This is a genomic window from Acidovorax sp. FG42 (genome assembly GCF_057809195.1).
Genome location: NZ_JBMDJM010000002.1, coordinates 152,275 through 176,387 on the forward strand (window position 1 = coordinate 152,275; position 24,113 = coordinate 176,387).

25 protein-coding genes are annotated in these 24,113 nt (G+C 61.5%); 2 read left to right on the plus strand and 23 right to left on the minus strand.

The genetic code is table 11. From position 1 onward, the window contains the following. Positions 1 to 39: 39 nt before the first annotated feature. From ACODSM_RS03280 to ACODSM_RS03310, 7 genes are all read right to left on the minus strand, one after another. Positions 40 to 708 (minus strand): mechanosensitive ion channel family protein, encoded by a 669-nt coding sequence (locus ACODSM_RS03280; RefSeq protein ID WP_291441529.1) that lies wholly within the window; start codon positions 706 to 708, stop codon positions 40 to 42. A gap of 62 nt (positions 709 to 770) precedes the next feature. Further along, positions 771 to 1,805: a GGDEF domain-containing response regulator gene (locus ACODSM_RS03285; protein WP_488804318.1), complete on the minus strand. Its 1,035-nt coding sequence runs from the start codon at positions 1,803 to 1,805 to the stop codon at positions 771 to 773. A 63-nt stretch (positions 1,806 to 1,868) separates the two neighbouring features. After that, positions 1,869 to 3,413, minus strand: coding sequence for a lysine--tRNA ligase (gene lysS, locus ACODSM_RS03290; protein ID WP_488804319.1), 1,545 nt, complete (start codon positions 3,411 to 3,413; stop codon positions 1,869 to 1,871). A gap of 64 nt (positions 3,414 to 3,477) precedes the next feature. After that, positions 3,478 to 4,110, minus strand: coding sequence for a sugar transferase (locus ACODSM_RS03295; protein WP_488804320.1), 633 nt, complete (start codon positions 4,108 to 4,110; stop codon positions 3,478 to 3,480). Between the two features lie 2 nt (positions 4,111 to 4,112). Then, entirely contained in the window at positions 4,113 to 5,270 is a 1,158-nt protein-coding gene (locus ACODSM_RS03300; RefSeq protein WP_488804321.1) for a DegT/DnrJ/EryC1/StrS family aminotransferase, read from the minus strand. Then, the gene (locus ACODSM_RS03305) at positions 5,267 to 5,962 is read right to left on the minus strand and encodes a class I SAM-dependent methyltransferase (RefSeq protein ID WP_488804322.1); all 696 of its coding nucleotides are present in this window, start codon (positions 5,960 to 5,962) and stop codon (positions 5,267 to 5,269) included. The genes ACODSM_RS03300 and ACODSM_RS03305 overlap by 4 nt, the downstream gene beginning before the upstream one ends. After that, positions 5,959 to 7,173 carry a glycosyltransferase family 4 protein gene (locus ACODSM_RS03310; protein WP_488804323.1) on the minus strand — a complete coding sequence of 405 codons (1,215 nt, stop codon included), beginning with the start codon at positions 7,171 to 7,173 and terminating at the stop codon, positions 5,959 to 5,961. Before ACODSM_RS03310 ends, ACODSM_RS03305 begins: the two co-directional genes overlap by 4 nt. 157 nt (positions 7,174 to 7,330) lie before the next feature. Here ACODSM_RS03310 and ACODSM_RS03315 point away from each other — a divergent pair, with 157 nt between their 5' ends. Next, complete coding sequence (locus tag ACODSM_RS03315; RefSeq protein ID WP_488804324.1) at positions 7,331 to 7,471, plus strand: hypothetical protein; 141 nt, start codon at positions 7,331 to 7,333, stop codon at positions 7,469 to 7,471. A 186-nt stretch (positions 7,472 to 7,657) separates the two neighbouring features. Here ACODSM_RS03315 and ACODSM_RS03320 read toward each other — a convergent pair whose 3' ends face one another. From ACODSM_RS03320 to ACODSM_RS03370, 11 genes are all read right to left on the minus strand, one after another. Next, entirely contained in the window at positions 7,658 to 8,776 is a 1,119-nt protein-coding gene (locus ACODSM_RS03320) for a glycosyltransferase (RefSeq protein ID WP_488804325.1), read from the minus strand. An 11-nt stretch (positions 8,777 to 8,787) separates the two neighbouring features. Continuing rightward, on the minus strand, positions 8,788 to 9,939 hold the full coding sequence (locus ACODSM_RS03325) for a polysaccharide biosynthesis protein (RefSeq protein ID WP_488804326.1): 1,152 nt from the start codon (positions 9,937 to 9,939) through the stop codon (positions 8,788 to 8,790). A 14-nt stretch (positions 9,940 to 9,953) separates the two neighbouring features. After that, positions 9,954 to 10,748 (minus strand): class I SAM-dependent methyltransferase, encoded by a 795-nt coding sequence (locus ACODSM_RS03330; RefSeq protein ID WP_488804327.1) that lies wholly within the window; start codon positions 10,746 to 10,748, stop codon positions 9,954 to 9,956. Between the two features lie 153 nt (positions 10,749 to 10,901). Further along, on the minus strand, positions 10,902 to 11,189 hold the full coding sequence (locus ACODSM_RS03335) for a hypothetical protein (RefSeq protein WP_488804328.1): 288 nt from the start codon (positions 11,187 to 11,189) through the stop codon (positions 10,902 to 10,904). A gap of 151 nt (positions 11,190 to 11,340) precedes the next feature. Further along, positions 11,341 to 12,453: a DegT/DnrJ/EryC1/StrS family aminotransferase gene (locus ACODSM_RS03340; protein ID WP_488804444.1), complete on the minus strand. Its 1,113-nt coding sequence runs from the start codon at positions 12,451 to 12,453 to the stop codon at positions 11,341 to 11,343. A gap of 467 nt (positions 12,454 to 12,920) precedes the next feature. Continuing rightward, complete coding sequence (locus tag ACODSM_RS03345) at positions 12,921 to 13,190, minus strand: hypothetical protein (protein WP_488804329.1); 270 nt, start codon at positions 13,188 to 13,190, stop codon at positions 12,921 to 12,923. A gap of 3 nt (positions 13,191 to 13,193) precedes the next feature. Further along, positions 13,194 to 13,778: an acyltransferase gene (locus tag ACODSM_RS03350; RefSeq protein WP_488804330.1), complete on the minus strand. Its 585-nt coding sequence runs from the start codon at positions 13,776 to 13,778 to the stop codon at positions 13,194 to 13,196. A gap of 10 nt (positions 13,779 to 13,788) precedes the next feature. Then, the gene (locus tag ACODSM_RS03355; protein ID WP_488804331.1) at positions 13,789 to 14,739 is read right to left on the minus strand and encodes a Gfo/Idh/MocA family oxidoreductase; all 951 of its coding nucleotides are present in this window, start codon (positions 14,737 to 14,739) and stop codon (positions 13,789 to 13,791) included. 4 nt (positions 14,740 to 14,743) lie between these two features. After that, the gene (locus tag ACODSM_RS03360; protein ID WP_488804332.1) at positions 14,744 to 16,048 is read right to left on the minus strand and encodes a nucleotide sugar dehydrogenase; all 1,305 of its coding nucleotides are present in this window, start codon (positions 16,046 to 16,048) and stop codon (positions 14,744 to 14,746) included. Beyond that, a complete protein-coding gene (locus ACODSM_RS03365; RefSeq protein WP_488804333.1) occupies positions 16,042 to 17,961 on the minus strand; it encodes a polysaccharide biosynthesis protein in 1,920 nt (639 codons plus the stop codon). Before ACODSM_RS03365 ends, ACODSM_RS03360 begins: the two co-directional genes overlap by 7 nt. A gap of 58 nt (positions 17,962 to 18,019) precedes the next feature. After that, the gene (locus tag ACODSM_RS03370) at positions 18,020 to 18,661 is read right to left on the minus strand and encodes an LON peptidase substrate-binding domain-containing protein (RefSeq protein ID WP_488804445.1); all 642 of its coding nucleotides are present in this window, start codon (positions 18,659 to 18,661) and stop codon (positions 18,020 to 18,022) included. Positions 18,662 to 18,740: 79 nt separating this feature from the next. On the opposite strand from ACODSM_RS03370, the gene ACODSM_RS03375 reads away from it, so the two are divergent. Next, positions 18,741 to 19,292, plus strand: a complete 552-nt coding sequence (locus tag ACODSM_RS03375; protein WP_488804334.1) for a YggT family protein — start codon at positions 18,741 to 18,743, stop codon at positions 19,290 to 19,292. A 114-nt stretch (positions 19,293 to 19,406) separates the two neighbouring features. On the opposite strand, the gene accD is transcribed toward ACODSM_RS03375, so the two are convergent. From accD to truA, 5 genes are all read right to left on the minus strand, one after another. Continuing rightward, positions 19,407 to 20,279 (minus strand): acetyl-CoA carboxylase, carboxyltransferase subunit beta, encoded by an 873-nt coding sequence (gene accD / locus ACODSM_RS03380; protein WP_015013229.1) that lies wholly within the window; start codon positions 20,277 to 20,279, stop codon positions 19,407 to 19,409. Between the two features lie 115 nt (positions 20,280 to 20,394). Next, complete coding sequence (gene trpA / locus ACODSM_RS03385) at positions 20,395 to 21,204, minus strand: tryptophan synthase subunit alpha (RefSeq protein ID WP_060984511.1); 810 nt, start codon at positions 21,202 to 21,204, stop codon at positions 20,395 to 20,397. Next, a complete protein-coding gene (gene trpB, locus ACODSM_RS03390; protein WP_015013231.1) occupies positions 21,205 to 22,488 on the minus strand; it encodes a tryptophan synthase subunit beta in 1,284 nt (427 codons plus the stop codon). Further along, positions 22,466 to 23,266, minus strand: coding sequence for a phosphoribosylanthranilate isomerase (locus ACODSM_RS03395; protein ID WP_488804335.1), 801 nt, complete (start codon positions 23,264 to 23,266; stop codon positions 22,466 to 22,468). Before ACODSM_RS03395 ends, trpB begins: the two co-directional genes overlap by 23 nt. Then, positions 23,263 to 24,084 carry a tRNA pseudouridine(38-40) synthase TruA gene (truA, locus tag ACODSM_RS03400; RefSeq protein ID WP_015013233.1) on the minus strand — a complete coding sequence of 274 codons (822 nt, stop codon included), beginning with the start codon at positions 24,082 to 24,084 and terminating at the stop codon, positions 23,263 to 23,265. The genes ACODSM_RS03395 and truA overlap by 4 nt, the downstream gene beginning before the upstream one ends. Between the last annotated feature and the right edge of the window lie 29 nt (positions 24,085 to 24,113).

Here is a 24,113-nt window from a genome sequence, read left to right on the forward strand (position 1 = left end):
GGGTGCGGCGCCGTCCCGCGCGGCGCTGCCCCTTCACCGCTAAGGCGTGTTGAAAGGCCCTGGCGTCACCGGCGTCGGTGCGGCCGGGGAGGCGTTGGCTACAGCATCCGCGGCGGTAGCCGGTGGTGTGGGTGGGGCAGGGGGCGGTGGCACCCCCTGAAACCGGCGCACCACGCGCTGGAACACCAGCGCATTCGGAATCTGCAGCCAAGCCACGTGGCCGGATGTTGCGCCGTGGTCTTCCAGTGTGGTGTAGAGCAGGTTGATGTCCACCACCCGTCCCTTGGCGCCCGGCTTTTCAGCAGTGTCCAGCACCTCGATGTAGTCGCCAATCTTGAAGGGCCGCACGGTGAAGATCAGCAGCGCGCAAAACAGGTTGGACAGCACGCTCCAGGCCGCGAAGAACGCTACCGCCCCCACCGTGGCAAACCCGGTGAACGCAGTCCAGAGCACCGTGGCGGACACCCCCATGCGCTCCAGCACCAGCAGCAGCGCGCTGGCAATGATGATCCACCGGATGAGGCCGTTGATGGGCACCACCAGCTCATTGGGCAGCTGGTAGTGCGCACTGGCGCGGCGTACCAAACGGCGCAGCGTGCGCTGCAGCAACCAGGCTGCGAACAGGATCAGCAGGATTTGCGAGCCGGGGATGATGACTTCGAGCCAGTCCTGCATCCACTCGGGCAGTCGGGTTTTCAGAACTTGCATGCGGGAGACGGCGGTACGGGCGTTGCGTTCGGTCGCGTCAAACGAGAAAAAGTGGAAGAAACTCAATGGCGTAATTGCTCCAGGGTGTCCATCTGCATTTCAAAACTGAAGAAGCGGTTGCGGCCCTGCGCCTTGGCGGCATACAGCGCCTGGTCGGCCCGCATGATCATGCTTTCGGCGTTGGTGCTGTCATCGGGCACGCAGGTGGTGATGCCGCCCGACAGGGTCAGCGTGTCGCCCAGCGGAGAGCCCGCGTGCGCAATGGCGCGCACCTTGAGCAACTGCCCCAGCGCGCGCGCAAACGTCATCGCGCCGGAGCGGGGCGTGTTGGGCAGGATGAGGGCGAATTCCTCGCCGCCATAGCGCGAGGCGACGTCCCGGGGGCGCACGCAGACTTCGCGCAGCAGGCGGCCCACTTCCTTCAGGCAGGCATCGCCTTGCACGTGGCCGCTGGCGTCGTTGAACAGCTTGAAGTGGTCCAGATCGCACAGCATCAACGTGAGCGGCGTTCCGTCGCGTCGTGCGGCCAGGATCTCGTTGTGCAGGATGCGGTCAAACCCGCGGCGGTTGACGAGGCCGGTGAGGGCATCGATTTCCACCATCTCATTGAGCCGCTGGTTGGCAGCATGCAGCTCGGCAGACATCGACACCAGCCGTCGGCGCATGTCCAGCAGGCGCCGCATGGCACGCAGCTTGGCCATCAGCACGATGGGTTTGACGGGTTTGACGAGGTAGTCGTCGCCGCCCACCTCGATGCCGCGCCACACGTCCAGTTCGTTGTCCAGGCCCGACAGAAAGATGATGGGTGTCCAGTCGCCGGCCTCGCTCTCGCGCATCTGCTGCGCCACCCAGTAGCCGTCCTGGCCTGGCAGCTTGATGTCCAGCAGCACCAAGTCGGCTCGATGCGTTTTGAACAGATGCAGCGCGGCCTGGCCTTCAGGCGCTTCGAAGATGTCGGACACACCCGCCCGCCGCAGTTCGGCCACCAGCGCCGCGCGCACGGAGCCCTGGTCCTCGACCACCAGCACCGAAAAAGCATTGCCCGAGGGCAGGGGCTCGTTGGCAGGGTAGGGGGCGTTGCTGGAGCTGAAGGGCACGGTATGTCTCCTTGGTGCCGGGGGCGAGGACGGTCAAGACCGCCCCCAGGGCAAGTCCAGGCCTCAGGACTCGCGGCGCAGCGCAGGGAACAGGATCACGTCGCGAATGCTGGGGCTGTCTGTCAGCAGCATCATGAGGCGGTCAATGCCGATGCCGCAACCCCCCGTCGGTGGCATGCCGTATTCCAGTGCGCGCACGAAGTCGTGGTCGTAGAACATGGCCTCGTCGTCGCCGCTGTCCTTGGCCGCCACCTGGGCGTGGAAGCGCGCGGCCTGGTCTTCGGCGTCGTTCAGCTCGCTGAAGCCGTTACCGAACTCGCGGCCCGTGATGTACAGCTCAAAGCGCTCGGTCACCTCGGGGCGGTTGTCATTGGCACGTGCCAGCGGCGAGATCTCGGTCGGGTGCTCCATGATGAAGGTGGGCTGCCACAGCTTGTCTTCCACCGTTTCTTCAAAGTACAGCACCTGCAGGCTGGCCAGGGTTCGGGTGGAGAGCTTGTCCTTCTCTTCCGTCATGCCCAGCTTCTTGAGCGCGCTGATGAGCCATGCTGCATCGTCCACATGGGCACCCGCTTCGGTGTACTGAAAGATGGCTTCACGGATCGTCAGGCGGGCAAACGGCTGGGACAGGTCCACCGCGCGGCCCTGGTAGGTCATCTGCAGGCTGCCCGTGGCCTTGAGCGCCACTTCGCGGATCAGCGTCTCCGTGAAGTCCATCAGGTCCAGGTAGTTCCAGTAAGCCGCGTAGAACTCCATCATGGTGAACTCGGGGTTGTGGCGCACCGAGATACCTTCGTTGCGGTAGCTGCGGTTAATCTCGAACACGCGCTCGAACCCGCCCACGATCAGGCGCTTGAGGTACAGCTCGGGCGCAATGCGCAGGTACATCTCCTGCTCCAGCGCGTTGTGGTGTGTGACAAACGGCTTGGCATTGGCGCCGCCCGGAATGGGGTGCAGCATCGGCGTCTCGACTTCGAGGAAGCCATGGCTCACCATGAACTCGCGAAGGCCGCTCACGGCCTTGCTGCGGGCCACGAAGCGCTTGCGAGCCTGCTCGTCGGTGATCAGGTCCACATAGCGCTGGCGGTATTTCTGCTCCTGGTCGGCCATGCCGTGGAACTTGTCGGGCAGCGGACGCAGGCTCTTGGTGAGCAGGCGCAGGCTGGTCACCTTGACAGACAGCTCGCCGGTCTTGGTCTTCATCAGCGTGCCCTCGGCGCCCAGGATGTCGCCCAGGTCCCAGTGCTTGAACGCAGCGTACAGATCTTCGCCCACGGCGTCGCGGGTCACATAAAGCTGGATGCGGCCGCCGACTTCGCCCAACGAGCCGTCCTGGATCGTGGCAAAACTGGCCTTGCCCATCACGCGCTTGAGCATCATGCGGCCAGCCACGGAAACGTTCACCGGCGTGGCTTCCAGCGACTCGTTGGTGGCCGCGCTGTGTTCCAGGTGCAGCTGCGCCGCCTTGTGGGCGGGCTTGAAGTTGTTGGGGAAAGCAACGCTACCGCCGTTGGCCTGGGCTTCGCGCAAAGCGCGGAGCTTTTCGCGACGCTCGGCGATGAGCTGGTTGTCGTCCTGGGGGGCGGGGGCGTGAATTTGGTCTGACATAGGTGCCGTCGGTGCGGAGCGTGGAGTGGAGGGCTGCGTTCAGCCGAACCGTTGATTTTATCGGTTACGCACTGCCTGAAGGTCCTCTGCCCCCGGACGGGGGGGCGCTCCAAAGCGCAGATATGGTTCTGGCGATGATTTTCAGATCCGCCCACAGCGTGTGCGAGCGGGCGTATTGGGCCGCGTAGCGCAACTTGACGGGGAGAATCTCTTCCACATACGTGCGCTCGGGGTCGCTGCTTTGGCCCAACAAAGTGCTTTCGTCGCGAAATTCGATGGATGCGTGGTCTGTGATGCCCGGACGCACACTGAGTATCAGCTCCCTCAGGTCACTGGGGTAAAGCGCGACATAGTGAGGCACTTCAGGCCGGGGGCCGACGAGGCTCATCTGGCCGAGCAATACGTTCACCAGCTGCGGCAGTTCATCTGCTTTGGTACGCCGCAGCCAGTAACCAGCGCGCGTAATGCGGGCGTCTGCACCGATCGTAATGGCGGGGCCATGAGCCGCTAAACGCTGGTGCATGGTGCGGAACTTGTAGATGTGAAACGGCTTGCCTGCGCGTCCTACGCGCTGTTGGCGAAAGAGCGCAGGGCCGGGTGAGTCGCAAACCACCCACAGCGCCAAGGCCAGCAGCAAGGGCGTGAGCAATACCAGCCCAAGCGCAGCAAATACCAGGTCGAACAACCGTTTGGGCATGGTCAGCCCAGCACCTCGTGCAACGCTGCAATCACACGTTCCTGGTCGTTGTCGCTCATGGCAGTAAACAGGGGGATGCTGAGCATCGACTGGTAGGCTGCATCGGCCACAGGAAACATCGCGGGGGTCAGCTGATATCGGTCGCGCCAGTATGGGTGTCGGTGCAGGGGGACATAGTGCACACTGGTACCGATCCCCCGATCCGACAGTGCCTGGATGACCTCATCGCGCCCCAGCGGTGCATCGGCTCTCAGCCGGATGACATACAGGTGCCAGGCATGGGTGTCGCCGTGTGGCGCGCTGGCGGGCAAGGTCAGCGGTAGTTGTGCGAGCTGTTCGTGATACCGATGGGCGAGGGTCTGACGCCGTTGCAAGAATTGCGGCAACCTCGCCAGCTGCTTTACGCCCATGGCGGCGGCTACGTCCGTCATGTTGTACTTGAAGCCTGGCGCTACGACCTCGTAGTACCACGCCGGGGTTTTGGAAGTGAAACGGTCAAACGCATCGCGGTTCATGCCGTGCAAGCGCATCACCCGCATGCGCTGGGCCAGGGCGGCATCGCGCGTTACGGCCATGCCGCCTTCTCCGGTGGTGATGGTCTTGTTGGCGTAGAAGCTGAACACCGTCACGTCAGACTGCAACTGCCCGACCAGCGCGCCGCGCCAGGTGGTGGGCAGCGCATGGGCTGCGTCTTCCACCACCTTCAGACCGTGTTCTTTGGCGATGGCCAGGATCGCATCCATGTCACACGCCAAGCCGCCGTAGTGCACGGGCATGATGGCTTTGGTGCGGGGCGTGATGGCAGCGCGGATCTTTTCTGGGTCGATGTTCAGCGTGACCGGGTCCACATCCACCAGCACCGCATCGGCCCCCAGATAGCGCACCACCTCCACCGTGGCGGTGAAGGTGAGCGTAGGCGCAATCACCTCATCGCCCGGACCTACGCCCAGCGCCTCCAGCGCCAGATGCAGACCGGCGGTGGCGGAGTTGACGGCAACGCTCTGCACGCCGTTACCGCCCAGGTAGTCGGTAAAAGCCTGCTCAAAGGCGAGGGCTTTGGGGCCAGTGGTGACCCAACCCGAGCGCAGGGCTTCGGTGACGGCGGCAATCTCGGCATCGGTGATGTCGGGGCGGGCGAATGGGAGGAAGGGTGCACTCATGGCTTTTCGATATAGCACAGGATATGGGTGCGTAGCCACGGCACGCTGTTGAACAGGCCATACAACCCAGGGTGTACGCGCACCAGGGCCCGGGCCAGGGGCGGCGCCAGCGTAACGCGCCGTGCGGTGATGCGCCCCTGCGGAAACAGTGCCCGCACCCGGCGCAGTGAAACGCCGCGCACGTCGGGGTTGTGCGGGTTGTTGTAGGTGAAGTCGTACCAAAGCACGGCACCGCCGGGGCGTACCCAGCGCCACAGTGTGTCGGCTAGCCGCTGCTGAAAACCCCAATCGAGCACCGAAGAAAACACCGTGGAGACCAGCACCACGTCCTGCGATGCGTACGGCATATCTGCCAGCAGGGCGTCGCCTTGCTGTAGGCGTACGCCAGCTGGCAGCACATCGCGCGCCTGGACATAACGCTCGGGTAGCAGCTCAATGCCCGCCAGGTGCCGGGGCGCACAGCCCAGGCGCAACAACTCCAGCAGGTTGCCACCCGAGCCGCAGCCCACCTCTAGCAGGCGCAGTGCCTCCATGTCCTTCACGCCATGCTGGCGCAGCAGTTGCAGCATGACGCGCTGGCGCTCTTGCACGCCCAGGCAGACTTCGGGCCGCAAAAAACTGTAGCGGTCATCGTGGGGCGCGCGACGGGTGTAGCGCTCGGCAATGGCTTGGGGCTCGTCACCCGGATTCATGCCACGGCCTCGATAAAGCGGCGCGCCAGCACGGGATATGTGTGGTGCGCCAGCACATAGGCCCTGCCCCGTGCGCCCATTTGCTGGCGCTGCTCTGGCGTGGCGCTGGCCAGGTGCCGCAGCCCTTGCGCCACGGCATCGGCAGACTCGGGTGCCACGGTCAGGCCGCAGCCCGCATCGGCCACCGGGTCGTTGCCCGCTTCCACTGAATGCAACACCGCGCAGCCCGCCATCATGTAATCCATCAGCTTGTTGGGCGCTATGCCAAAGCGGTACAGCGCAACACGCTTCCAGCCGATGTAGGCAATGTCCAATTTTTGCAGCAGCGTGGGGACCTGGTTCTTGGCGACCGGCGCAAACAGCCGCACGTTCTGCAAACCTTCGGCCTGCACACGTTGCGCCAGCCGCGCTCTTTCATGTCCATCGCCCACCAGCACAAACGCCAGGTTTTCATGTTGCAGCAAGGCTGCGGCATCCAGCAAAACATCCAGGGCATTGGGCACACCATGCGAGCCTGCGTATCCCACCACCACACGCCCGGCTGCCTGCAGTGACTGCACGTGTTCAGCCAGTGCATCGGGCAGCGCCTCGGCGGGGGCAGCCCATTCTTCGGGGGAGATGCCGTTGGGCACGATGTGCAGTTTGCGCAAATCCAGCCCGTGCGCCGCCATGTGGTTGGCCACGTTGGGCAGCATGGATACCACCCGATCTGCATCGCGGTAGGCATCGTTTTCTGCCTTCTGGCACAGCAAGATGAACGGGTGCCACCATGGCATGCCCGAAAGCTCCTTGGGCGATGCCGGCCACAGGTCATGCACCTCGTACACCAGTTTGGCCCCCGCCAGCCGCGCCAGGCGACGCGCCACCCAGATGTCCATGGGATAGGTGCTGGATGCAATCACCACATCGGGCTGGCAGGCTGCCACCAGTGCCGGCGCCCGTTGCCACACCTGGCGCAGAAAGCTCCAGATGTTCTTGACGCGGCCCAGGCCGTTGCCGTGGTAGCCCGGCGTGGGCAACCAGTGGTAGGCGGTGCCGTCCACTTCTTCCTGCCCCGCTTGCGGCTGGCGCGCGCGCACATGCGAAAAATTTGCCGCCACCACGGTCACCCGGTGCCCGGCGCGTGCCCACTCGCGGGCCAGGTAATAGGGGCGGTATTCCATGCCCAGGGCGGGGGTGCCTGCGTAGTGGTTGATGTAAAGAATATTCACTGGCACAGATCATCCGAGTTTTCGGCACGGTGCATTGTTGCAAGCCCATAGACGCAGGGCTTGGTGCCTCAGCGGCCAAGTATGCGGCCCGCTGCCCGAACCAGGGCGCCAAGGTGCAGCGCCACGTCGTACATCACGTCGCCCACAGGGATGATTTTTGCCGTCACTGCCCGTCTTCCAGCAGCCAATGGCTGGCGCGGTGCAGTTCGATATCTGGCGGCAGGACGAGGGTGGGTGGCACCTGCTGCTGCACCAGCAGGCAGCGGGCCTGGGGTCATTGCTGGCGGGCGTCTTGTAGGGCGCGCACTTCGCGCTGTAGCGTGGCCGAGTCACGGCGCGTCAGGCCCGGCAGGGGCGCGGCTTGGGCGTCGATGATTTTTTGCAGTAGGAGGGGGGTATTGGCTTTCCATGCAGGATGAACTTCTATTATTTTGTCTTTTTTATAAAGGGCAAAATGACGCGGTGATTTCTCATTTCGATGGCTTCACCGCCATGACCGGTGGCGCGCCACCAATCGCTCATACAGCTTTAGCATGGTCTCGACGCACGCATCCCAGCTGTAGTGCTGTGCTACGTGCTGTCGCGCCCCCGCCGCCATGCGCTGGCGCAAGTCGGCGTCGCGTAGCAAGCGCTCGATGGCGTTGGCTGCAGCCTGAGGGTTTTCGCGCGGCACGACCAGACCGGTCACGCTATCCACCACTACCTCGGGAAGGCCGCCCGCATTCGACACCACCACGGGCCGTGCGGCGGCGCCGGCCTCGATGACGGCAACACCGAAGCTTTCCTGGCGACTTAACGCCACGTACACGTCAAGTTGGGCAAGTTCATGCGGGACCTGGGCGTGGTTCACGTGGCCGACAAACTGTATTCGATCGGCAACACCAAGCTGCGCGGCCAACTGCTTCAAAGCCGGCATCTGGGGGCCGTCGCCTACCAATCGCAGATACAGTTGCCGAGCCATGTCGGGATCGTTGGCTCGAAGGCTTGCAAGCAGTAGTGCAAAAGCCTGGATCAAGGTGTCGATACCGTACTTGTCGTCCATGGTCTTGACAGTACCTACCACCCAACGCCCTGGCTGCGCCCGCGACATTGGCACTGCACCAGCGTACGCATCCATATCGACTCCGAAAGGGGTGATGGTAATTTGGCCCAACGTGGGCGCCAATGCGTGCGTAACCCTGGCCATGCAATGGCTGGTGGACGCGACGGCGTCTGCCGCCCGCAAGTTTCCGCGTACCAAGGCACGGTGCAACGGTGACTTGGTCGGAAAGTCATACATATCGCTGCCCCACACCGACAGCAGCCAAGGCCTGAAGCCCACCAAGCGCGCTGTTGTCCCGTAGCCGCTGGCGTAATGGGCATTTAGAACATCGGGTCGCCATCGGGCAAGAACGTCCCGCACGAACCTCGCGTTCATAAAGTACCCCGCCTGACCACGGTAAGGCAGTACGATAGTTTCAACAGACGATGGCAGCCGTTCGCAATCGATCATGCAGTGTTGCGTTAGTACGCATGCCGTATGACCTCGTTCGACCAAAGCGAGTGCCCAACGCCTCAAATGGATGGAGTTGGCAGCACCGAGCAGCGCAATTCTGAGTGTCATGTGTTGATCTCCTAGTGAACGTCACGCGCGCACCAAACAAACACTCCCGCCGCGGCCCAGGCTCCCGCCGCCCACACAGAACAAATCACGGTGAGCGAAGGCTCAGATAACGTCATCCATCCTGAAATCAATACAGTCCAACGGACTGCTTCGGCTCGAACCGCGATCCATGGCGCTCCGCGCGCGCTCGCCTGTACGGTCAGCACGCGAGAAGCCGCTTCCGCGGCGCATCCGGTGAGCAACACGACAAGGGCGGGCAACGCGCCGACGTAGGCCGCGCCTAATCCAAGCTCGGGTTTCACAAGAGCAACCAGCCACGCGATTGCAGCAGCCATCAAGAACAATGCAAACACCATCGACGCGATTTGCCGCGAGGCTGCCGCGCCAGGGCGATCTATCCAACGCCGGAACAGCAGTGGCGCTGCGTAGCTAATGGGTGTGAGCGGCACTTGGGCCAGCATCATCGACATCGTGAACTGGCCGAGTGCCGCAGGCCCCAGATTCTTTTCAACCCAACGTTGCGCAAACAAGATTGCTGCTGTGAAAAAAACTGCTGTAAGCCAGTGGGCCATCCCATAGTGCAGAAGCTCCCGCCAAGACACTTTGTGCGCAGCAGGGCGCAAGGGCGAATGCGCAAGCCGATACCAGACAGCGATAGCGGCAACCATGTAAGCCGCCACAAACACCACCAGCCACGCCTGCACATCGGCCTTTCGAAACTCAATCACAGCTGTGACGCCGCACAGCAGCAGCAGCTGCGGAAATGCAGTGAGCAGGCTGAACCAGACCGGCCGTGACTCGACCAAAAGCAGTCCGCGCATCGTCCCGTGCGCCGCCATCGCACCCACGGTAACTGCGAGAAGTGTTGTGATGACCATGGACTGTACCCGGTAGATCGCGTAAGCCACGCCCAAGATGAGGGCGAGCACCGTACAACCGGCGATCCAGCGAAGAGCGCCGTGGTCATCGAGGCGCCCTGACTTGGTGTAGAAAAAAAGCGCTTGCGGCAGACCGAACATTGCAAACGCCGACAGGAATTCAACTTCGGCTTTCACATTGCTGAAGCCGCCCTGAATCTCTGGACCGAGGCGTACACCCAACAGAACAGTCGCCAATAGCACAGCCACAGCGCCCATTCCCTGCAAGGTGACCGCAGCCAGCATCTCGCGCCTGAGCATTACGGCGCACGACGGCGTACCGCCGCGAAGAGATTGGATGAGAAAAGCCTTCGGCCAATCGGTCGGATCGCCGTTGCAGTCGCGAAAACCACACGCTTGGCTAGGGCAACTGGCCAGCGGCCTGTGTATGCCCTGCCGGCGCGTTCACGCCAGAGCGCCCGTCGCGCAGGTTCGGCAGATGTTTCATGCACCCAAATCTGCGAAGACGAAAGGAGTTCCAGTCCCGCGCGCTCGAATAACTTCAAACCTTGTTCAAGCGAATAACGTCGCAGGTGGCCTGAGACATCTTCTGGGCCGTAATTGCGGCGATCGTTCAGCCAATTGTCTTCAAGCGGCAGGTTGACCAGCACGATTTGACCAAGCCCTGCGGCGGAGCGCAGAAATCCAGCATCGTCAGGCACGTGCTCAATGACGTCGCTCACGATGACCACGTCGAAGCCTGAGATTCCAATGTCGAGAAAGTTGCCTGCGAAAAACTCGACATCAGGGAAGCGCGTGCGCGCTGTGGCGATGTTGGCGGCTGAAATATCCAAGCCGACGCGCCGTCCGCCGGGATCTACGGGGAACGCCGCGATCAGTTCACCAGTCGCGCAACCGATTTCAACCACATTGCACAAACGCTGTCCCGTGGGTATCACACCTATCAGGTTAGGCAGCTTGAACAATTGAACCTCAAGTTCAATTTGTGCGCTCGCTAACGAGTCCGCCATTCGGCGCGCGACGTACTCAGGGTGTTCGTCGTAGAGCGCCGAGAAATTGATGTCCTCGGGTTTCGATGGATAGTCATCGCTCATTTCTCTGATTCCAGCGCGCTGGCGATGCGCACGATGCTGTTGATTCAAACACGGGTGCATGGGCCGGCTTGACACTCGTTGCGTTATGGCATCTTCCAATGCAGATTCGTATGCGCTGCAGGCAGCGGCGCAGAGACTCCAGCTTTTGCTCGATTACTGGCCTATCCATGCCATCCGCCTTTCTGCAGGCAAGCGGCTTCTGTAGGGCATGAAGTCGGCTTGCTCGATAAGGTGGCGCTGTATCAGGCGTGCGTAGTTGTTGTCGCTGCCCACAATGCACCGACCGGTTTGCACGATTTTTCCCTGCGGCGGTTCTGGCGCGGTTGCTAGGTCGATGAGGTCGATCGCACGACCGGCGAGCGTGGTGTGCGGGAATTGCACCAGTACTTCGCGTAGCGCGGCCAGAACGGTGCGCCGGGGTGGAGTTGCAGAGGTCATCATAGTTTTGCCGGGGTGTTGTGCGCTAGGCACGCCTCGTGCGTGCAAGTTACCTTGACAAACTGGACTCGTGGTAACGGGCCGGCAGGGGTGGACATGTTTGCTCGTTCTGCTGATAGGTGGAGGATAGGACGATCAGCTGGTATAAAGGACATCAAGAAAAGGTATCGGCAACAGCTTGCACGATACGCTGAATGCTGCCCTCATCCAAGTACGGATGCATGGGCAGGCTCAGCACCCGCTGCGCCACGGCATCGCCCACGGGTAGGCGGGCGGCGAGGTCGGCGACGGCGGGTTGCTGGTTCAGCGGGATGGGGTAGTGCACGGCAGTCGGGATACCGGCGGCCTTGAGTTTTTCGTGCACTGCATCTCGGTGATTGACCTGGATGGTGTATTGGGCCCAGGCGCTGTAGTTGTGTGGCTCGATGGTGGGCGTGGAAATGGTGGACAGCCCTTCGGCAAGCTCAGGGCGAACGGCTTGCAGAAGCTGGGTGTAGCGCTGGGCCACTTGCTGGCGCAGTGCCATTTCTTCATCGAGGATGGCCAGCTTGGGCAGCAAGATGGCGGCTTGCAGGGTGTCCAGCCGGCTGTTGACACCCACGCGGATGTGGTGGTAGCGGCGGTCCTGGCCGTGGCGGGCAATCTGGCGCAGCACCTTGGCCAGTGCGTCATCGTTGGTAAAGATGGCGCCGCCGTCGCCGTAGCAGCCCAAGGGTTTGCTGGGGAAGAAGCTGGTGCAAGCCATCGTGCTCAGGTTACAGCTTTTGCAGCCTTTGTAGCTGGCACCAAAGCTTTGGGCAGCGTCTTCAATCACCGGTATGCGGTGGCGGGCGGCAATGGCGTTGATGGCGTCAAAGTCCGCGCACTGGCCGTACAGGCTGACGGGGATGATGGCGCGGGTTGCGGGGGTGATGGCGGCTTCCAGCAGGGCTGGGTCGAGGTTGTAGGTGTGCGGGCACACGTCCACATACACCGGCTTGGCGCCCAGCAGGGTCACGGTTTCGGCGGTGGCGATGTAGGTAAAGCCGGGGGTGATGACTTCGTCGCCCGGGCCTATGCCCAGTGCCATTTGGGCAATTTGCAGCGCGTCGGTGCCGTTGGCCACGGTAATGCAGTGCTTGGCGCCGGTGTAGGCCGCCAGCTTTTCTTCCAGCTCGGCCACTTCGGGGCCGAGGATGTATTGGCCGTGGCGCAATATGTGCTCGATGCCCCGCTCCAGCTGTGGTCGCAGTTGGGCTTGCTGGCTGGTCAGGTCAATGAACGGCAGTTGGGTGTCTTGTGTAGAGGGCGCTGCGGGGGATTGCAGCCAGGCCAGCGCCTGGGCAGGTGGCAAGGCGTTGACTTCGCCCAAGGTGTCAAAGCGTTTGTCTTCGGTCACGACACAAACCGCTTGGCCGCTCAGGCTGCGGGCGGCGGAGGCAATTTGGGCATCTTCAAAGTCATGTGCCTGCAGGTAAATGGCGGTTTGCTCAAAGCCGGCATTGCTGAGCACTTCAACGCTGTTGAGCAATGCCTCGATCAGGCCTTTGACCACCGCAGTGATCTGATCTGCTGGCACGCCGTGGCGCTTAAAAACAGCACGGGCCGTGTAATGAAGCGTGTGCAATTGGCTGGAAACAATCCACAGCTTGACGCTCGCCCGGGGCTCTGGATGCAGTAGTTGCAAGGTGCTGGCACAAGACCGCTGGTTCAGCCAGTAGTCGATGATGACGTTGACATCAAAAATGAGGTGTTTCATTTCTGATCGAGATACTTGTTTGCCAAATACTCGTCCCGAACGCTGTCGTAGTCGATCTGGCCGTCTGCGCCAGCGCGATCCAGCAGGTGCTGATAGGGGCGCAAGATGGCCCGAACGCGAGATTCAAGAGTGTCTTCGGTGGGCGCGGCCTGGGTTTCGACTTCTTCATCGGGCACGGTCACCACCAGGCGCACGCCGTCATGCCGCAGGCGCAGGGGCTGGAGCAATTCGATGCGGCCTTGGGTGTAGATGGCTTGCACTTGCATGGGTTAGGTCTCCTCAGCAGACAAAGCCCCATTTTGGAGCGTGTAGCGCAGCCCGGTGGCTGGGCACTGTGCGGTGGCGTTACCCGTCAGGGGCAGGGCCAAGCGCTCGCCGTAGCGGCTCATCCATCCCACTTGGCGGGCGGGCACGCCCACCATGAGAGCGTAGGCGGGCACGTCTTTGTGGACCACGGCACCCGCGCCGACAAAGGCGTATTCGCCCATGGTGGTGCCGCAAACGATGGTGCAGTTGGCGCCCAGGGTGGCGCCTTTTTTGACCAGCGTGGGGCGGTATTCGTTCTTGCGATCGATGAATGCGCGCGGGTTGTACACGTTGGTGAACACCATGCTGGGGCCGCAGAACACGCCTTCTTCCAGCGTGACGTTGTCGTACACGCTGACGTTGTTCTGGATCTTGCAGTGGTCGCCAATCACCACACGGTTGCCCACAAACACGTTCTGGCCCAGCGAAACGCCTTTGCCAATGCGTGCACCACTGCAGACGTGTACCCAGTGCCAGATGCGGGAGCCCTCTCCAATGAATGCGCCTTCATCCACGATGGCGCTGGGGTGGATGGTGGGGACGTTCATTTCGGCGTTCTCATCGGGACAAATTGATCACAAACGGATGCACTTCGCCGGGACCGCCGACCTGTGGTTTGGATGTACGGATGCTGTGCACAGTTTCTATGCAGTGGCGTGCGTCTTCAAGTCCATAGCCGTTGCCTGCCAAAATTTCTTTGTAGCTGATCGTATGCAGATCGGTAAAACCTTCTGAGAATTCCAGCGGCTCGCCGCTGACATCAATGTTGCGGTAGGTGGTTTTTTGTCCTTGAACGCTGGCGGGTAGATCGCTTGCATCGACGGAGAGAAACCAGCGCACCCGAGCACCTTGGTATTCAAGATATCCACCGGCTTTTGATTCGCCGAGGAAGTGCACACGATTGTGTTGGAGTGGGCCGAAAATAAAGTGCAGCATGTCGAAAAAATGCACCCCGATGTTGGTGGCAACGCCAAACGATTTGCGCGGATCACCCTTCCAACTCGCGGCGTACCACTTACCGCGTGAGGTGATGTAGGTGAGGTCCACATCGAACTTGGTGTTTTGTTGAGCTGCTGACACCTTGTTGCGCAGCTGAACAATCGCCTCATGGTGACGCAGTTGCAAGATGTTGAAAACGCGCTGGCCGGTCTCGCTTTCCACCCGCGCTAGTTCGTCCACCAGTGCGGGTGTGGGTACCAGTGGCTTTTCGCAAATCACGTCGCAGCCTAAGCGCATGCCGGCTGCAATGTGAGCGTGGTGTAGATGATTGGGGGAGCACACAGCCACATAGTCCAACGCTTGATGGGGTTGACGGCGCAACGTTTGTGCGTGCTCGTAAAAACACTCGAAGTGGGTGAAAAAGTCGGCCTCAGGGGCTAGGCTGTCGATAATGCCGACCGAGTCGTTGACATCAAAGGCTATAGTTAAACAGTTGCCGGTTTCTTTGATGGCACGCATGTGGCGCGGGGCGATGTAGCCAGCGGCACCAATCAGTGCAAAGTTTTTCATGGGCTCAAAGTCGGTAGACGGTAAATCCTGTTTGCTTCAGCTCCTCGCGGTCATACAGTGACTTGATGTCCGCAAGAACTGGTTTGGGATGCCTGCAGTAAGAGCGAAGCTGCTTAGCGCTCAAGGCGCGGTAGCTATTGTGTCCAACCGCAACGACAAGGACGTCCACGGGATGGTCTTTGTCCACTAAGCCCAGCGTCAGTTGGTATTCAAGCTGTACTTCCGCTGCATCCGCAATAGGGTCCGAGATGACCACCTCCACGCCCCAAGTTTTCAATTCGTGGACCAGGTCTACCACCTTGCTGTTGCGGATATCTGGACAGTTTTCCTTGAAGGTGACGCCAAGTACACCAATCTTGCAGCGTGGAGCGTCCATACCTGCGCGCAGCATCATTTTGATGATGTTGTGCGCAGCATAACTGGCCATGTTGTCGTTGATGCGGCGGCCCGCCAGAATGATTTGTGGGTGATAACCCACTTGTTCGGCTTTATAGGTCAGATAGTAGGGATCGACACCGATGCAATGCCCGCCAACGAGGCCAGGTCGAAACGGGACGAAGTTCCATTTGCTGCCCGCAGCTTCGAGCACTTCGAGCGTGTCAATCTCCAGGCGGTCGAACAATATCGAAAGTTCGTTCATCAGGGCGATGTTCAGGTCACGCTGCGTGTTTTCGATGACTTTGGCGGCTTCTGCCACCTTGATGCTGCGCGCCTTGTAAGTGCCTGCTGTGATGATGCATCGGTAGAGTTGATCGACAGCCTCTGCGGTTTCTGGTGTGCTGCCACTGGTGATCTTGCGGATGCGCGTGAGTGTGTTGACCTTGTCTCCCGGGTTCACACGCTCCGGGCTGTAGCCACAAAAAAAACTGTGATTGAAGCGCAGTCCAGAGGAATCCTCTAGCACTGGCACGCAGACTTCTTCAGTGACGCCCGGGTATACTGTGGATTCATAGATCACCAGGGCACCCGGGCGCATGGCACGCCCTACGGTTTGACTCGCTGTGACCAACATCGACAAATCGGGGCGTTTGGCATCGTCCACAGGCGTGGGGACCGTCACGATGTAGATATTGCAGCTTTCTATATCTTCGGGGTTTGAGCTGTATTGCAACTGCGTGGCAGCCTGTATCTGCTGCGCGCTTGTTTCTTGCGTTCGGTCGTAACCTGATTGCAACTCAAGGATGCGTGGTTGGTGGATATCGAAACCGACAACGGGAAAGTGCTTGCCAAACTCGACGGCCAGTGGCAAACCAACGTAACCAAGACCGATGATGGCAATTCGATGTTTTGTCGCGATGGAGGTCAACATGGTGTTTTCATTGGATCTGGTTGATAGCCACTCACGAGTAACGAGAGCGAGCGCTTGAGTGCTGCCTCGTCATTCGCATTGGCGGCTTCTTGCAGCGGCTGCAAGGCAGCTTGCAACTCCGACCACTGGCAGAATTCCTCACGCGCTCGCCTGATGCGCGGATGCGCTGTGGCCAGGGGATTGTCACCAATCAGCAGTTCTTCATACAGTTTTTCACCAGGGCGCAGTCCGGTGAACTCTATGGCTATGTCGCCCTGGGGGTGCTCTGCATCGCGCACTGTCAAGCCTGACAGAGCTACCATGCGTCGTGCTAGATCAAGGATGCGGATGGGTTCTCCCATATCCAGAAGGAACAGATCACCGCCTTCCGCCATGGCTCCCGCCTGTAGCACAAGCTGTGCTGCCTCGGGAATGGTCATGAAATAGCGTGTCACTTCAGGATGGGTGACTGTCAATGGGCCGCCTGTCTTGATCTGGCGCCGGAACAGGGGAATCACGCTACCACTAGAACCCAGTACATTTCCAAAGCGCACCATGGAAAGGCGTGTGGGGCAGGACCATGGGACGGCTCCTTCTGGTAATGCTTTCTCGAACGGGGATATTCTGCTGGCGGCGATGGCTTGCAGCACTTGCTCGGCCACGCGCTTGCTGGCTCCCATTATGTTGGTGGGACGCACAGCCTTATCAGTAGAGACAAGCACAAAGTTTTGCGCTCCGTATTCAAGGGCTATTCGCACCATGTTGAGCGTTCCAAAGACGTTGTTGATCACGCCCTCCCCTGCGTTGGCCTCCACCATTGGAACGTGCTTGTAGGCAGCCGCGTGGTAGATTGAACTAGGCCGGTGTTTGCGACAGATGTCGGCAATGCGATGCGGGTTGACCACGCTGGTCAGCAGCGGCACCAGTTCGCAAGTGTGAGCGCCCTGATCCCGTAGCGCCTGCAGCTCGTGGTGGACTGCATACAGCGCATACTCGCTATGGTCTACGAGTAACAGCTTCGCAGGACCTTTGTTAACGATCTGGCGGCACAGTTCGCTCCCGATGCTGCCCCCTGCTCCCGTGACAAGCACCACTTGACCTGTAAGACCGTTGTTCCCAAGCAGGCCATGTTGCGCGGCGACAGGCTCGCGCCCCAGCAGGTCTTCGACGTCCAGCTCTTGGAAATCTGTCACGCTCACGCGACCACTGGCTAGGTCGGACAGGCCTGGTAGTGTGCGGACGCGCACAGCCGAACGACCAAGGTTCTGAATGATTTGATGTCTTCGCTGGCGTGTGGTGCTGGGAAGCGCTAGTAGCACGTCTGTGATGTTGAGCTGTTCGATCAGCTCAGGCAGGTTGCTGGGGCTGCTCACGCGTACGCCGTTGATGGTGCTGCCGGTCTTTTTGGGGTCATCGTCCAAGAAGCCCATCAGCTGATACTGCCGCATGTTCTGCATGGCTGCGGCGGTTTGCGCACCTGCGTTTCCAGCACCATAGATCAGCAATCGGTGCGTGGCATTTTCTGGCCTACCTGCCAGCCAGAACCAGCCCAACGCGCGGCTGGCGCCTACCATCAGCAACAGAATCACAGGCTGCAGCACACCGACGCTTCGGGGTACACCCTCCCATTGGGCTGCGAGCAATATGCTCAAAAGAATGGCGCCATAAAGCGTAACGGCCTTCCCTGTAGTGATCAAGGCAGCGATGCCGGTGTAGCGGAATATGGCCCGGTACAAGCCCATTCGGATAAAGATGGGAAGTGCCAGGGCGGGCCCCATGACATACACCAGCCATTGCAGGCCAGAGGGCCAATGCATCGTGTCCAGCCGCAAGGTAAAGGCGAGCCACATGGCAATGATGCCCATGCACAGATCCAAGCAGACAACAAAAAGTCGCTTGATAGATCGCGGCCACGAAAGGATGGAGCTCAGCATGTGCGCAGACAGAGCAATGGGCGACTAACAGGCATGAGTGTTGACAAACGGCGCAAGCTTATGGAGAGGGCGCAATCCCCGTCCGCTCCAGCACATCCCCCACCAGCTCCAACCTCACCAGAGGGTTGTCCAACTCCATGAGACGCTGCTTCAGCTCCAGTGGAACGGGCAGCAACTCGCACCAGCGGTTGGCAACCCATCCACAATCGTCCAGTTGAGCAGCTGTAGGTACCACCAGGTGGTGGGCGCCAAGATCACGCTGCTGTAGCGTGCGCAGGACCTGCGCCAGGGCGGCCGCTGTCTTTTGCAGATCCTCGGGAATCGGAACCGTGAGGTCCCGCTCAAGGTGTCCCACATCGGCAATCCACAGGCCATGTGGAAGGTGATGGCGCTGGGTGATGCGAAAGCGCTGGTCGCCTCGGCACGTCAGTGTGATCAGGCCGGGCTGAGGATTCTCCAGATGCTCGATGACAGCCAGGGTCCCCACTTCATTGAAGCGTTCTTCCGGAGCGCCTGCCTGCCGCACTTCCTGGCCCTGAGTGAGGGCCACCACACCAAATGGCGCGCCGGCCTGGTGGCACTTGCGGACCATGTCCAGATAGCGCACTTCAAACACGCGCAATGCCAGCACGCCATCCGGGAACAGGACGGAGCCCAGGGGAAACAGCGGCAAGGACGACAGGGTGAGCGGTGGGGTCATGGACGGATTAATGCCTTGGCCCGCTATCATCCCACGACACCATCTGCTTTTGCCGGCCGACCCGGCTTTTGTCTTATCCATGCTCTACCAGATTGCCTCTCTTCTGCTTGATGTTGTTGGCGGCTTGCTGACGGGCGCTTGCCTGTTGCGCCTATACATGCAGTGGCAGCGGGTGCCGTTTTCCAACCCGGTCGGTGGGTTGGTGTTTGCGTTGACCGACTGGTTGATCATGCCGCTGCGCCGGGTGATACCACCGGTGGGGCGTTGGGATGTGTCCAGCCTGGTAGCAGCGATGCTCGTGCAACTGGTGCAGTATGCGTTGTTGACGTTGCTGTTGGGGGCTGGCTCGGCGTGGGCATGGTTGCCTTGGCTGGCCTTGTTCGGTCTGCTGCGCGTGGCGGTCTCGGGGCTGATCGGCCTGCTGATCGTCTATGCGGTCCTGTCCTGGATACAAGGCGGTCGTTCGCCGCTGGCCGATGTGATTGCACGGCTGTGCGAGCCCGTGTTGCGACCATTTCGCCGGGTGATTCCGCTGATGGGCGGCTTTGATCTGTCACCCTTGGTGGCGCTGGTGGTGCTGCAGGTCGCGATGATCGTTTTGGGCCATTTGCAGGCCAGCGTGATGCGTTGAGGCACGAAAATGGCCTGATGCGCTAGTCGTATATGGCCTGATTGCTATTAAAAATATAGCATTAACGGTGGGCGATAGGCCCGGCCCAGTCCCGTCCCAGGGACTGGGTGTTGTTCACATCACCGCGTCGGCGGGCAGCCGTTGCAGCATGGCCAGGCTGCTGGCGACGGTGTTGCGCAGTTCGCGGCGGTCGCAGATGAAGTCCACGGCACCCTTGGTCTGAAGGAATTCGGCGCGCTGAAAGCCCTCAGGCAAGGTTACGCGCACGGTGGATTCGATCACGCGCGGGCCGGCAAAGCCGATCAGCGCCTTGGGCTCGGCGATCACGATGTCGCCCACGAAGGCAAAGCCGGCGCTCACGCCGCCCATGGTCGGGTCGGTCAGCACGCTGATGTAGGGCAGGCCCTTTTTGGCCAAGCGGGTGAGGGCCGCGTTGGTCTTGGCCATCTGCATCAGCGACAGCAGGCCTTCTTGCATGCGCGCGCCGCCGGTGGCGGTGAAGCAGATGAAGGGCACCTTCTGCTCGATGGCGGTCTCCACGCCGCGCACAAAGCGTTCGCCCACCACGGACCCCATGGAGCCTCCCATGAAGTCGAATTCGAAGCAGGCGGCCACCACGTTGATGCTTTTGACCGCGCCGCCCATGACGATGAGGGCGTCAGTCTCGCCAGTGTTCTCCAGGGCTTCCTTCAGGCGCTCGGGGTACTTGCGGCTGTCCTTGAACTTGAGGGCGTCCACAGGCAGCACTTCCTGGCCGATTTCGTAGCGGCCTTCGGCGTCCAGAAAGGCGTCCAAGCGGGCGCGCGCGCCAATGCGGTGGTGGTGGCTGCAATGGGGGCAGACATTCTGGTTGTGTTCCAGATCCGCCTTGTAGAGCACCGTTTCGCAGCTCGGGCACTTGATCCAGAGGCCTTCGGGCACCTGGCGGCGCTCGGTGGGGTCGGTTTGCTGGATTTTGGCGGGCAGAAGTTTTTCGAGCCAGGACATGGTGTTCTCCTCTTCAGTGGCGCGACCTGCTGCAAAGCCCGTAGGCGTTTGCGGGGCAGGCCGGGTGTGAATCTGTCGGCGCACCCCACAGGATGCGCCGGGCTGCATTATGCGACTAGGCGTCCAGGGCCTTGCGGATGCCGCGCAGGAAGTCGATGGTCAGGGGCACCACCTTGGCGTGCTCCTGGTCTTCGATCAGCTGGATGATGCGGCTGCCGATGACCACGGCATCGGCCACCTTGCCGATGGCCTGAGCGGTGGCTGCGTCGCGGATGCCGAAGCCCACACCGACGGGAATGGTCACATGCTGGCGGATGCGGGGCAGCATCTGCTCCACGGCTGCCGTATCCAGCGCGCCGGAGCCGGTCACGCCTTTGAGCGACACGTAGTACACATAGCCGCTGGCCACGCGCGCCACCTGGGCCATGCGCTCGTCCGTGCTGGTGGGGGCCAGCAGGAAGATCAGGTCCATGCCGTGCGCGCGCAGGCTGGCGGCGAAGGCTTCGCATTCTTCGGGCGGGTAGTCCACGATGAGCACTCCGTCCACACCCGCAGCCGCTGAGTCGCGCACAAACGCGCCGTCACCGTGCTTCTGGTCGTAGCGTTCCACGGGGTTGGCATAGCCCATCAGCACCACGGGCGTGGTGCTGTTGCGCTTGCGGAACTCGCGCACATGGTCCAGCACCTGCACCATGCCAATGCCCAGACTGAGGGCCTTTTCGCCCGCCTTCTGGATCACCGGGCCATCGGCCATGGGGTCGGAGAAGGGCACGCCCAGCTCAATCACGTCGGCACCTGCCTCGACCATGCCGTGCATCAGCGCGGGGGTGATGTCAGCGAACGGGAAGCCGGCGGTCACATAAGGAATCAGTGCCTTGCGGCCCTGCGCTTGCAGGGCAGAGAAGGTGGATGCGATACGGCTCATTTATTTCACCACCTTGATGGGTTGCTCGCCGCCCTTGACGGACTGCCCCTGGCAGCTGGGTCGGCAGTAAAAGTCGGCGCCGCTCAGGTCGGCCACCGTGCCGATGTCCTTATCGCCCCGGCCCGAGAGGTTGACCAGGATCGACTGGTCTGGGCGCATGGTTTTGGCCAGCTTCATGGCATAGGCCACGGCGTGGCTGGATTCGAGCGCAGGGATGATGCCCTCGGTGCGGCACAGGTAGTGGAAGGCGTCCAGCGCTTCCTGGTCGGTGATGCCGACGTACTCCGCGCGGCCGATCTCCTGCAACCAGGCGTGCTCGGGGCCTACGCCGGGGTAGTCCAGGCCCGCGCTGATGCTGTGGGTTTCGGTGATCTGGCCGTTGTCATCCTGCAAGATGAAGGTGCGGTTGCCGTGCAGCACGCCCGCGCTGCCTTTTTGCAGCGATGCGGAGTGCTTGCCCGACTCCAGGCCTTCACCCGCAGCTTCCACGCCAATCAGGCGCGTTTTCTCGAACGGGATATAGGGGTGGAAGATGCCCATGGCATTGCTGCCGCCGCCCACGCAGGCGATAACGGCATCGGGTTGCTGGCCCAGCACCTTTTGCTCGGTCAGCATGGCAGGCATTTGCTCAATGCATTCCTTGCCGATCACGCTCTGGAAGTCGCGCACCATCATGGGGTAGGGGTGTGGGCCCGCCACGGTGCCGATGATGTAGAAGGTGTTGTCCACATTCGCTACCCAGTCGCGCATGGCGTCGTTCAGTGCGTCTTTCAGGGTCTTGCTGCCGGACTCCACGGGCACCACTGTGGCGCCCAGCAGCTTCATGCGGTACACATTGGGGCTTTGGCGCTTCACGTCTTCGGCACCCATGTACACCACGCATTCCAGGCCGTAGCGGGCGCAGATGGTGGCCGTGGCCACGCCGTGCTGGCCCGCGCCGGTTTCTGCAATCACACGGGGCTTGCCCATGCGCTTGGCCAGCATGGCCTGGCCGATCACATTGTTGATCTTGTGTGCGCCGGTGTGGTTCAGATCTTCGCGCTTGAGGTAAATCTGCGCGCCGCCCATTTCGCGGCTGGTGCGCGCCGCATGGTAGATGGGAGAGGGACGGCCAACGAAGTGCTTGAGTTCGTACTGGAACTCGGCCAGAAACTCCGGGTCGTTCTGGTAGCGGGCGTAAGCCTCGCGCAGTTCCTGGATGGCGTGGGTCAGGGTTTCGCTGACGAAGCTGCCACCGTAGGGGCCGAAATGGCCGGAGGCATCAGGTTGCTGATAGGAATTCATGGGGGTTCTTTGCAAGTTGTGCATCGGCCGCACGCACGGCGGCAACGAAGCGTTGGATCTTCACGGCGTCCTTGATGCCCTTGATGGGTTTGCCATCGGGGCCATCGGCTTCAACGCCGGAGCTGACATCAACCGCCAGCGAGAGACCCCGCGGGCGGACTTGCAAAATGCCATCGGTCACGTTTGCAGGCGTGAGTCCACCAGACAAAACGAGGTGAGAGCTGACGCTTGGTGGAAGGAGTGACCAATTGAATGCCTTGCCGCCTCCGCCAAAACCGTCGACGTGAGCGTCGAGCAGGATGGCTTGGGCGTGGGAGTAATCGTGGGCGTATTTTACGAGGTCAAACTGCGCCGCTCCATCGCCGAGGGGAATTCGGGCGGCTCGTAGATAGGGGCGTGCCCCCTGGTGGGTGGCGGCCAGGCAGTCCTGCGGCGTCTCATCACCATGAAATTGCACCGTAGCGCCAGCAATCATTGTGCTGGCTGCTATCACATTAGGAGTAGATTCGTTCACGAACAGCAGCACGGGTGTGACAAACGGCGGCAGGCGCCGGGCCAGCTGCGCGGCCCGCTGAGGGGTGACCGCCCGTGGGCTGGGGGCGTAGAGCACAAAGCCCACCGCATCGGCGCCCGCAGCCACGGCTGCATCCACATCTTCCTCGCGGGTCAACCCGCAGATCTTGATGCGGGTGCGTACGTTGGCAGATGCCTGGAAAGGGGCGTGGAGGCGTTGACTGGCGGCTGGGGTGGTTGCGGTCGGTGTGGTGGCCTGGTTCATGGAAGCCAATCATACGCAGCCGTGCGCTGGGGCAGGCCCCAGGCTGCGTCGTAGACGGGCCCTTGAAAGTACAGCCCGTCTGGCGAAAACGTCGGCGCAGCCACCTTGCGGGATCGGGCTGCCAGCACCTCGGCCATCCATTCGGGAGGCTGCGTGCCCTGGCCGATGGCGATCAGGCAGCCCATGATGTTGCGGATCATGTGGTGCAAGAAGGCGTTGGCTTCAAATTCAAAACGCCAGTAACAGGGGCTCCAGCCCAGCTCTGGGTGCGGTGCACTCGCGCCCCGTCGCACGATGTCGATGCGATGCAAGGTTTTGACGGGGGTCTTGGCCTGGCAGGCGGACGCGCGGAACGAGGTGAAGTCATGTTCGCCGATCAGGTAGTCGGCTGCCTGCCGCATGGCGCCATGGTCCAGCGGGTGAAACACCCAGCCCACCCGACCGGCATCTACGCTGGGCCGTACCGGCGACTGCAGCAACACGTAGGCATACCGCCGTGCCACCGCACTGGCGCGCGCGTGGAATTGCTCAGGCACGGCCTGAGCCCACTGAACCGCAATGTCAGGCGGCAGGAAGGTGTTGGTGCCCCGCACCCAAGACGCAGCAGGGCGGTTGAGGGGGGTATCAAAGTGCACCACCTGCATCAACCCGTGCACACCGGCATCCGTGCGGCCTGCGCAGAGCGTGCTGACCGGATGCGTAGCAAAGCGGCCCAGGGCCGCTTCGAGTTTGTCCTGCACGGTGTTGCCAGAAAGCTGGCTTTGCCAGCCGTTGTAGGTCTGACCGTTGTAGCTGACGCCCAGCGCCACCCGGGTCATGGGGTGGCCTGGGGAAGTGCTGGGTGCTA

Bases quoted from the DNA above. Each gene is read 5' to 3' on its own strand.
- ACODSM_RS03355 (WP_488804331.1), bottom strand. From the start codon at position 14,739: ATGAAAAACTTTGCACTGATTGGTGCCGCTGGCTACATCGCCCCGCGC.
- ACODSM_RS03320 (WP_488804325.1), bottom strand. From the start codon at position 8,776: ATGACACTCAGAATTGCGCTGCTCGGTGCTGCCAACTCCATCCATTTG.
- ACODSM_RS03370 (WP_488804445.1), bottom strand. From the start codon at position 18,661: ATGACCCCACCGCTCACCCTGTCGTCCTTGCCGCTGTTTCCCCTGGGC.
- ACODSM_RS03335 (WP_488804328.1), bottom strand. From the start codon at position 11,189: ATGATGACCTCTGCAACTCCACCCCGGCGCACCGTTCTGGCCGCGCTA.
- ACODSM_RS03360 (WP_488804332.1), bottom strand. From the start codon at position 16,048: ATGTTGACCTCCATCGCGACAAAACATCGAATTGCCATCATCGGTCTT.
- ACODSM_RS03395 (WP_488804335.1), bottom strand. From the start codon at position 23,266: ATGAACCAGGCCACCACACCGACCGCAACCACCCCAGCCGCCAGTCAA.
- ACODSM_RS03305 (WP_488804322.1), bottom strand. From the start codon at position 5,962: ATGAATCCGGGTGACGAGCCCCAAGCCATTGCCGAGCGCTACACCCGT.
- ACODSM_RS03300 (WP_488804321.1), bottom strand. From the start codon at position 5,270: ATGAGTGCACCCTTCCTCCCATTCGCCCGCCCCGACATCACCGATGCC.
- ACODSM_RS03365 (WP_488804333.1), bottom strand. From the start codon at position 17,961: ATGCTGAGCTCCATCCTTTCGTGGCCGCGATCTATCAAGCGACTTTTT.
- ACODSM_RS03375 (WP_488804334.1), top strand. From the start codon at position 18,741: ATGCTCTACCAGATTGCCTCTCTTCTGCTTGATGTTGTTGGCGGCTTG.
- trpA (WP_060984511.1), bottom strand. From the start codon at position 21,204: ATGAGCCGTATCGCATCCACCTTCTCTGCCCTGCAAGCGCAGGGCCGC.
- ACODSM_RS03345 (WP_488804329.1), bottom strand. From the start codon at position 13,190: ATGCAAGTGCAAGCCATCTACACCCAAGGCCGCATCGAATTGCTCCAG.
- accD (WP_015013229.1), bottom strand. From the start codon at position 20,279: ATGTCCTGGCTCGAAAAACTTCTGCCCGCCAAAATCCAGCAAACCGAC.
- ACODSM_RS03325 (WP_488804326.1), bottom strand. From the start codon at position 9,939: ATGCTGGCTGCGGTCACCTTGCAGGGAATGGGCGCTGTGGCTGTGCTA.
- ACODSM_RS03295 (WP_488804320.1), bottom strand. From the start codon at position 4,110: ATGCCCAAACGGTTGTTCGACCTGGTATTTGCTGCGCTTGGGCTGGTA.
- ACODSM_RS03350 (WP_488804330.1), bottom strand. From the start codon at position 13,778: ATGAACGTCCCCACCATCCACCCCAGCGCCATCGTGGATGAAGGCGCA.
- ACODSM_RS03330 (WP_488804327.1), bottom strand. From the start codon at position 10,748: ATGAGCGATGACTATCCATCGAAACCCGAGGACATCAATTTCTCGGCG.
- truA (WP_015013233.1), bottom strand. From the start codon at position 24,084: ATGACCCGGGTGGCGCTGGGCGTCAGCTACAACGGTCAGACCTACAAC.
- ACODSM_RS03280 (WP_291441529.1), bottom strand. From the start codon at position 708: ATGCAAGTTCTGAAAACCCGACTGCCCGAGTGGATGCAGGACTGGCTC.
- lysS (WP_488804319.1), bottom strand. From the start codon at position 3,413: ATGTCAGACCAAATTCACGCCCCCGCCCCCCAGGACGACAACCAGCTC.
- trpB (WP_015013231.1), bottom strand. From the start codon at position 22,488: ATGAATTCCTATCAGCAACCTGATGCCTCCGGCCATTTCGGCCCCTAC.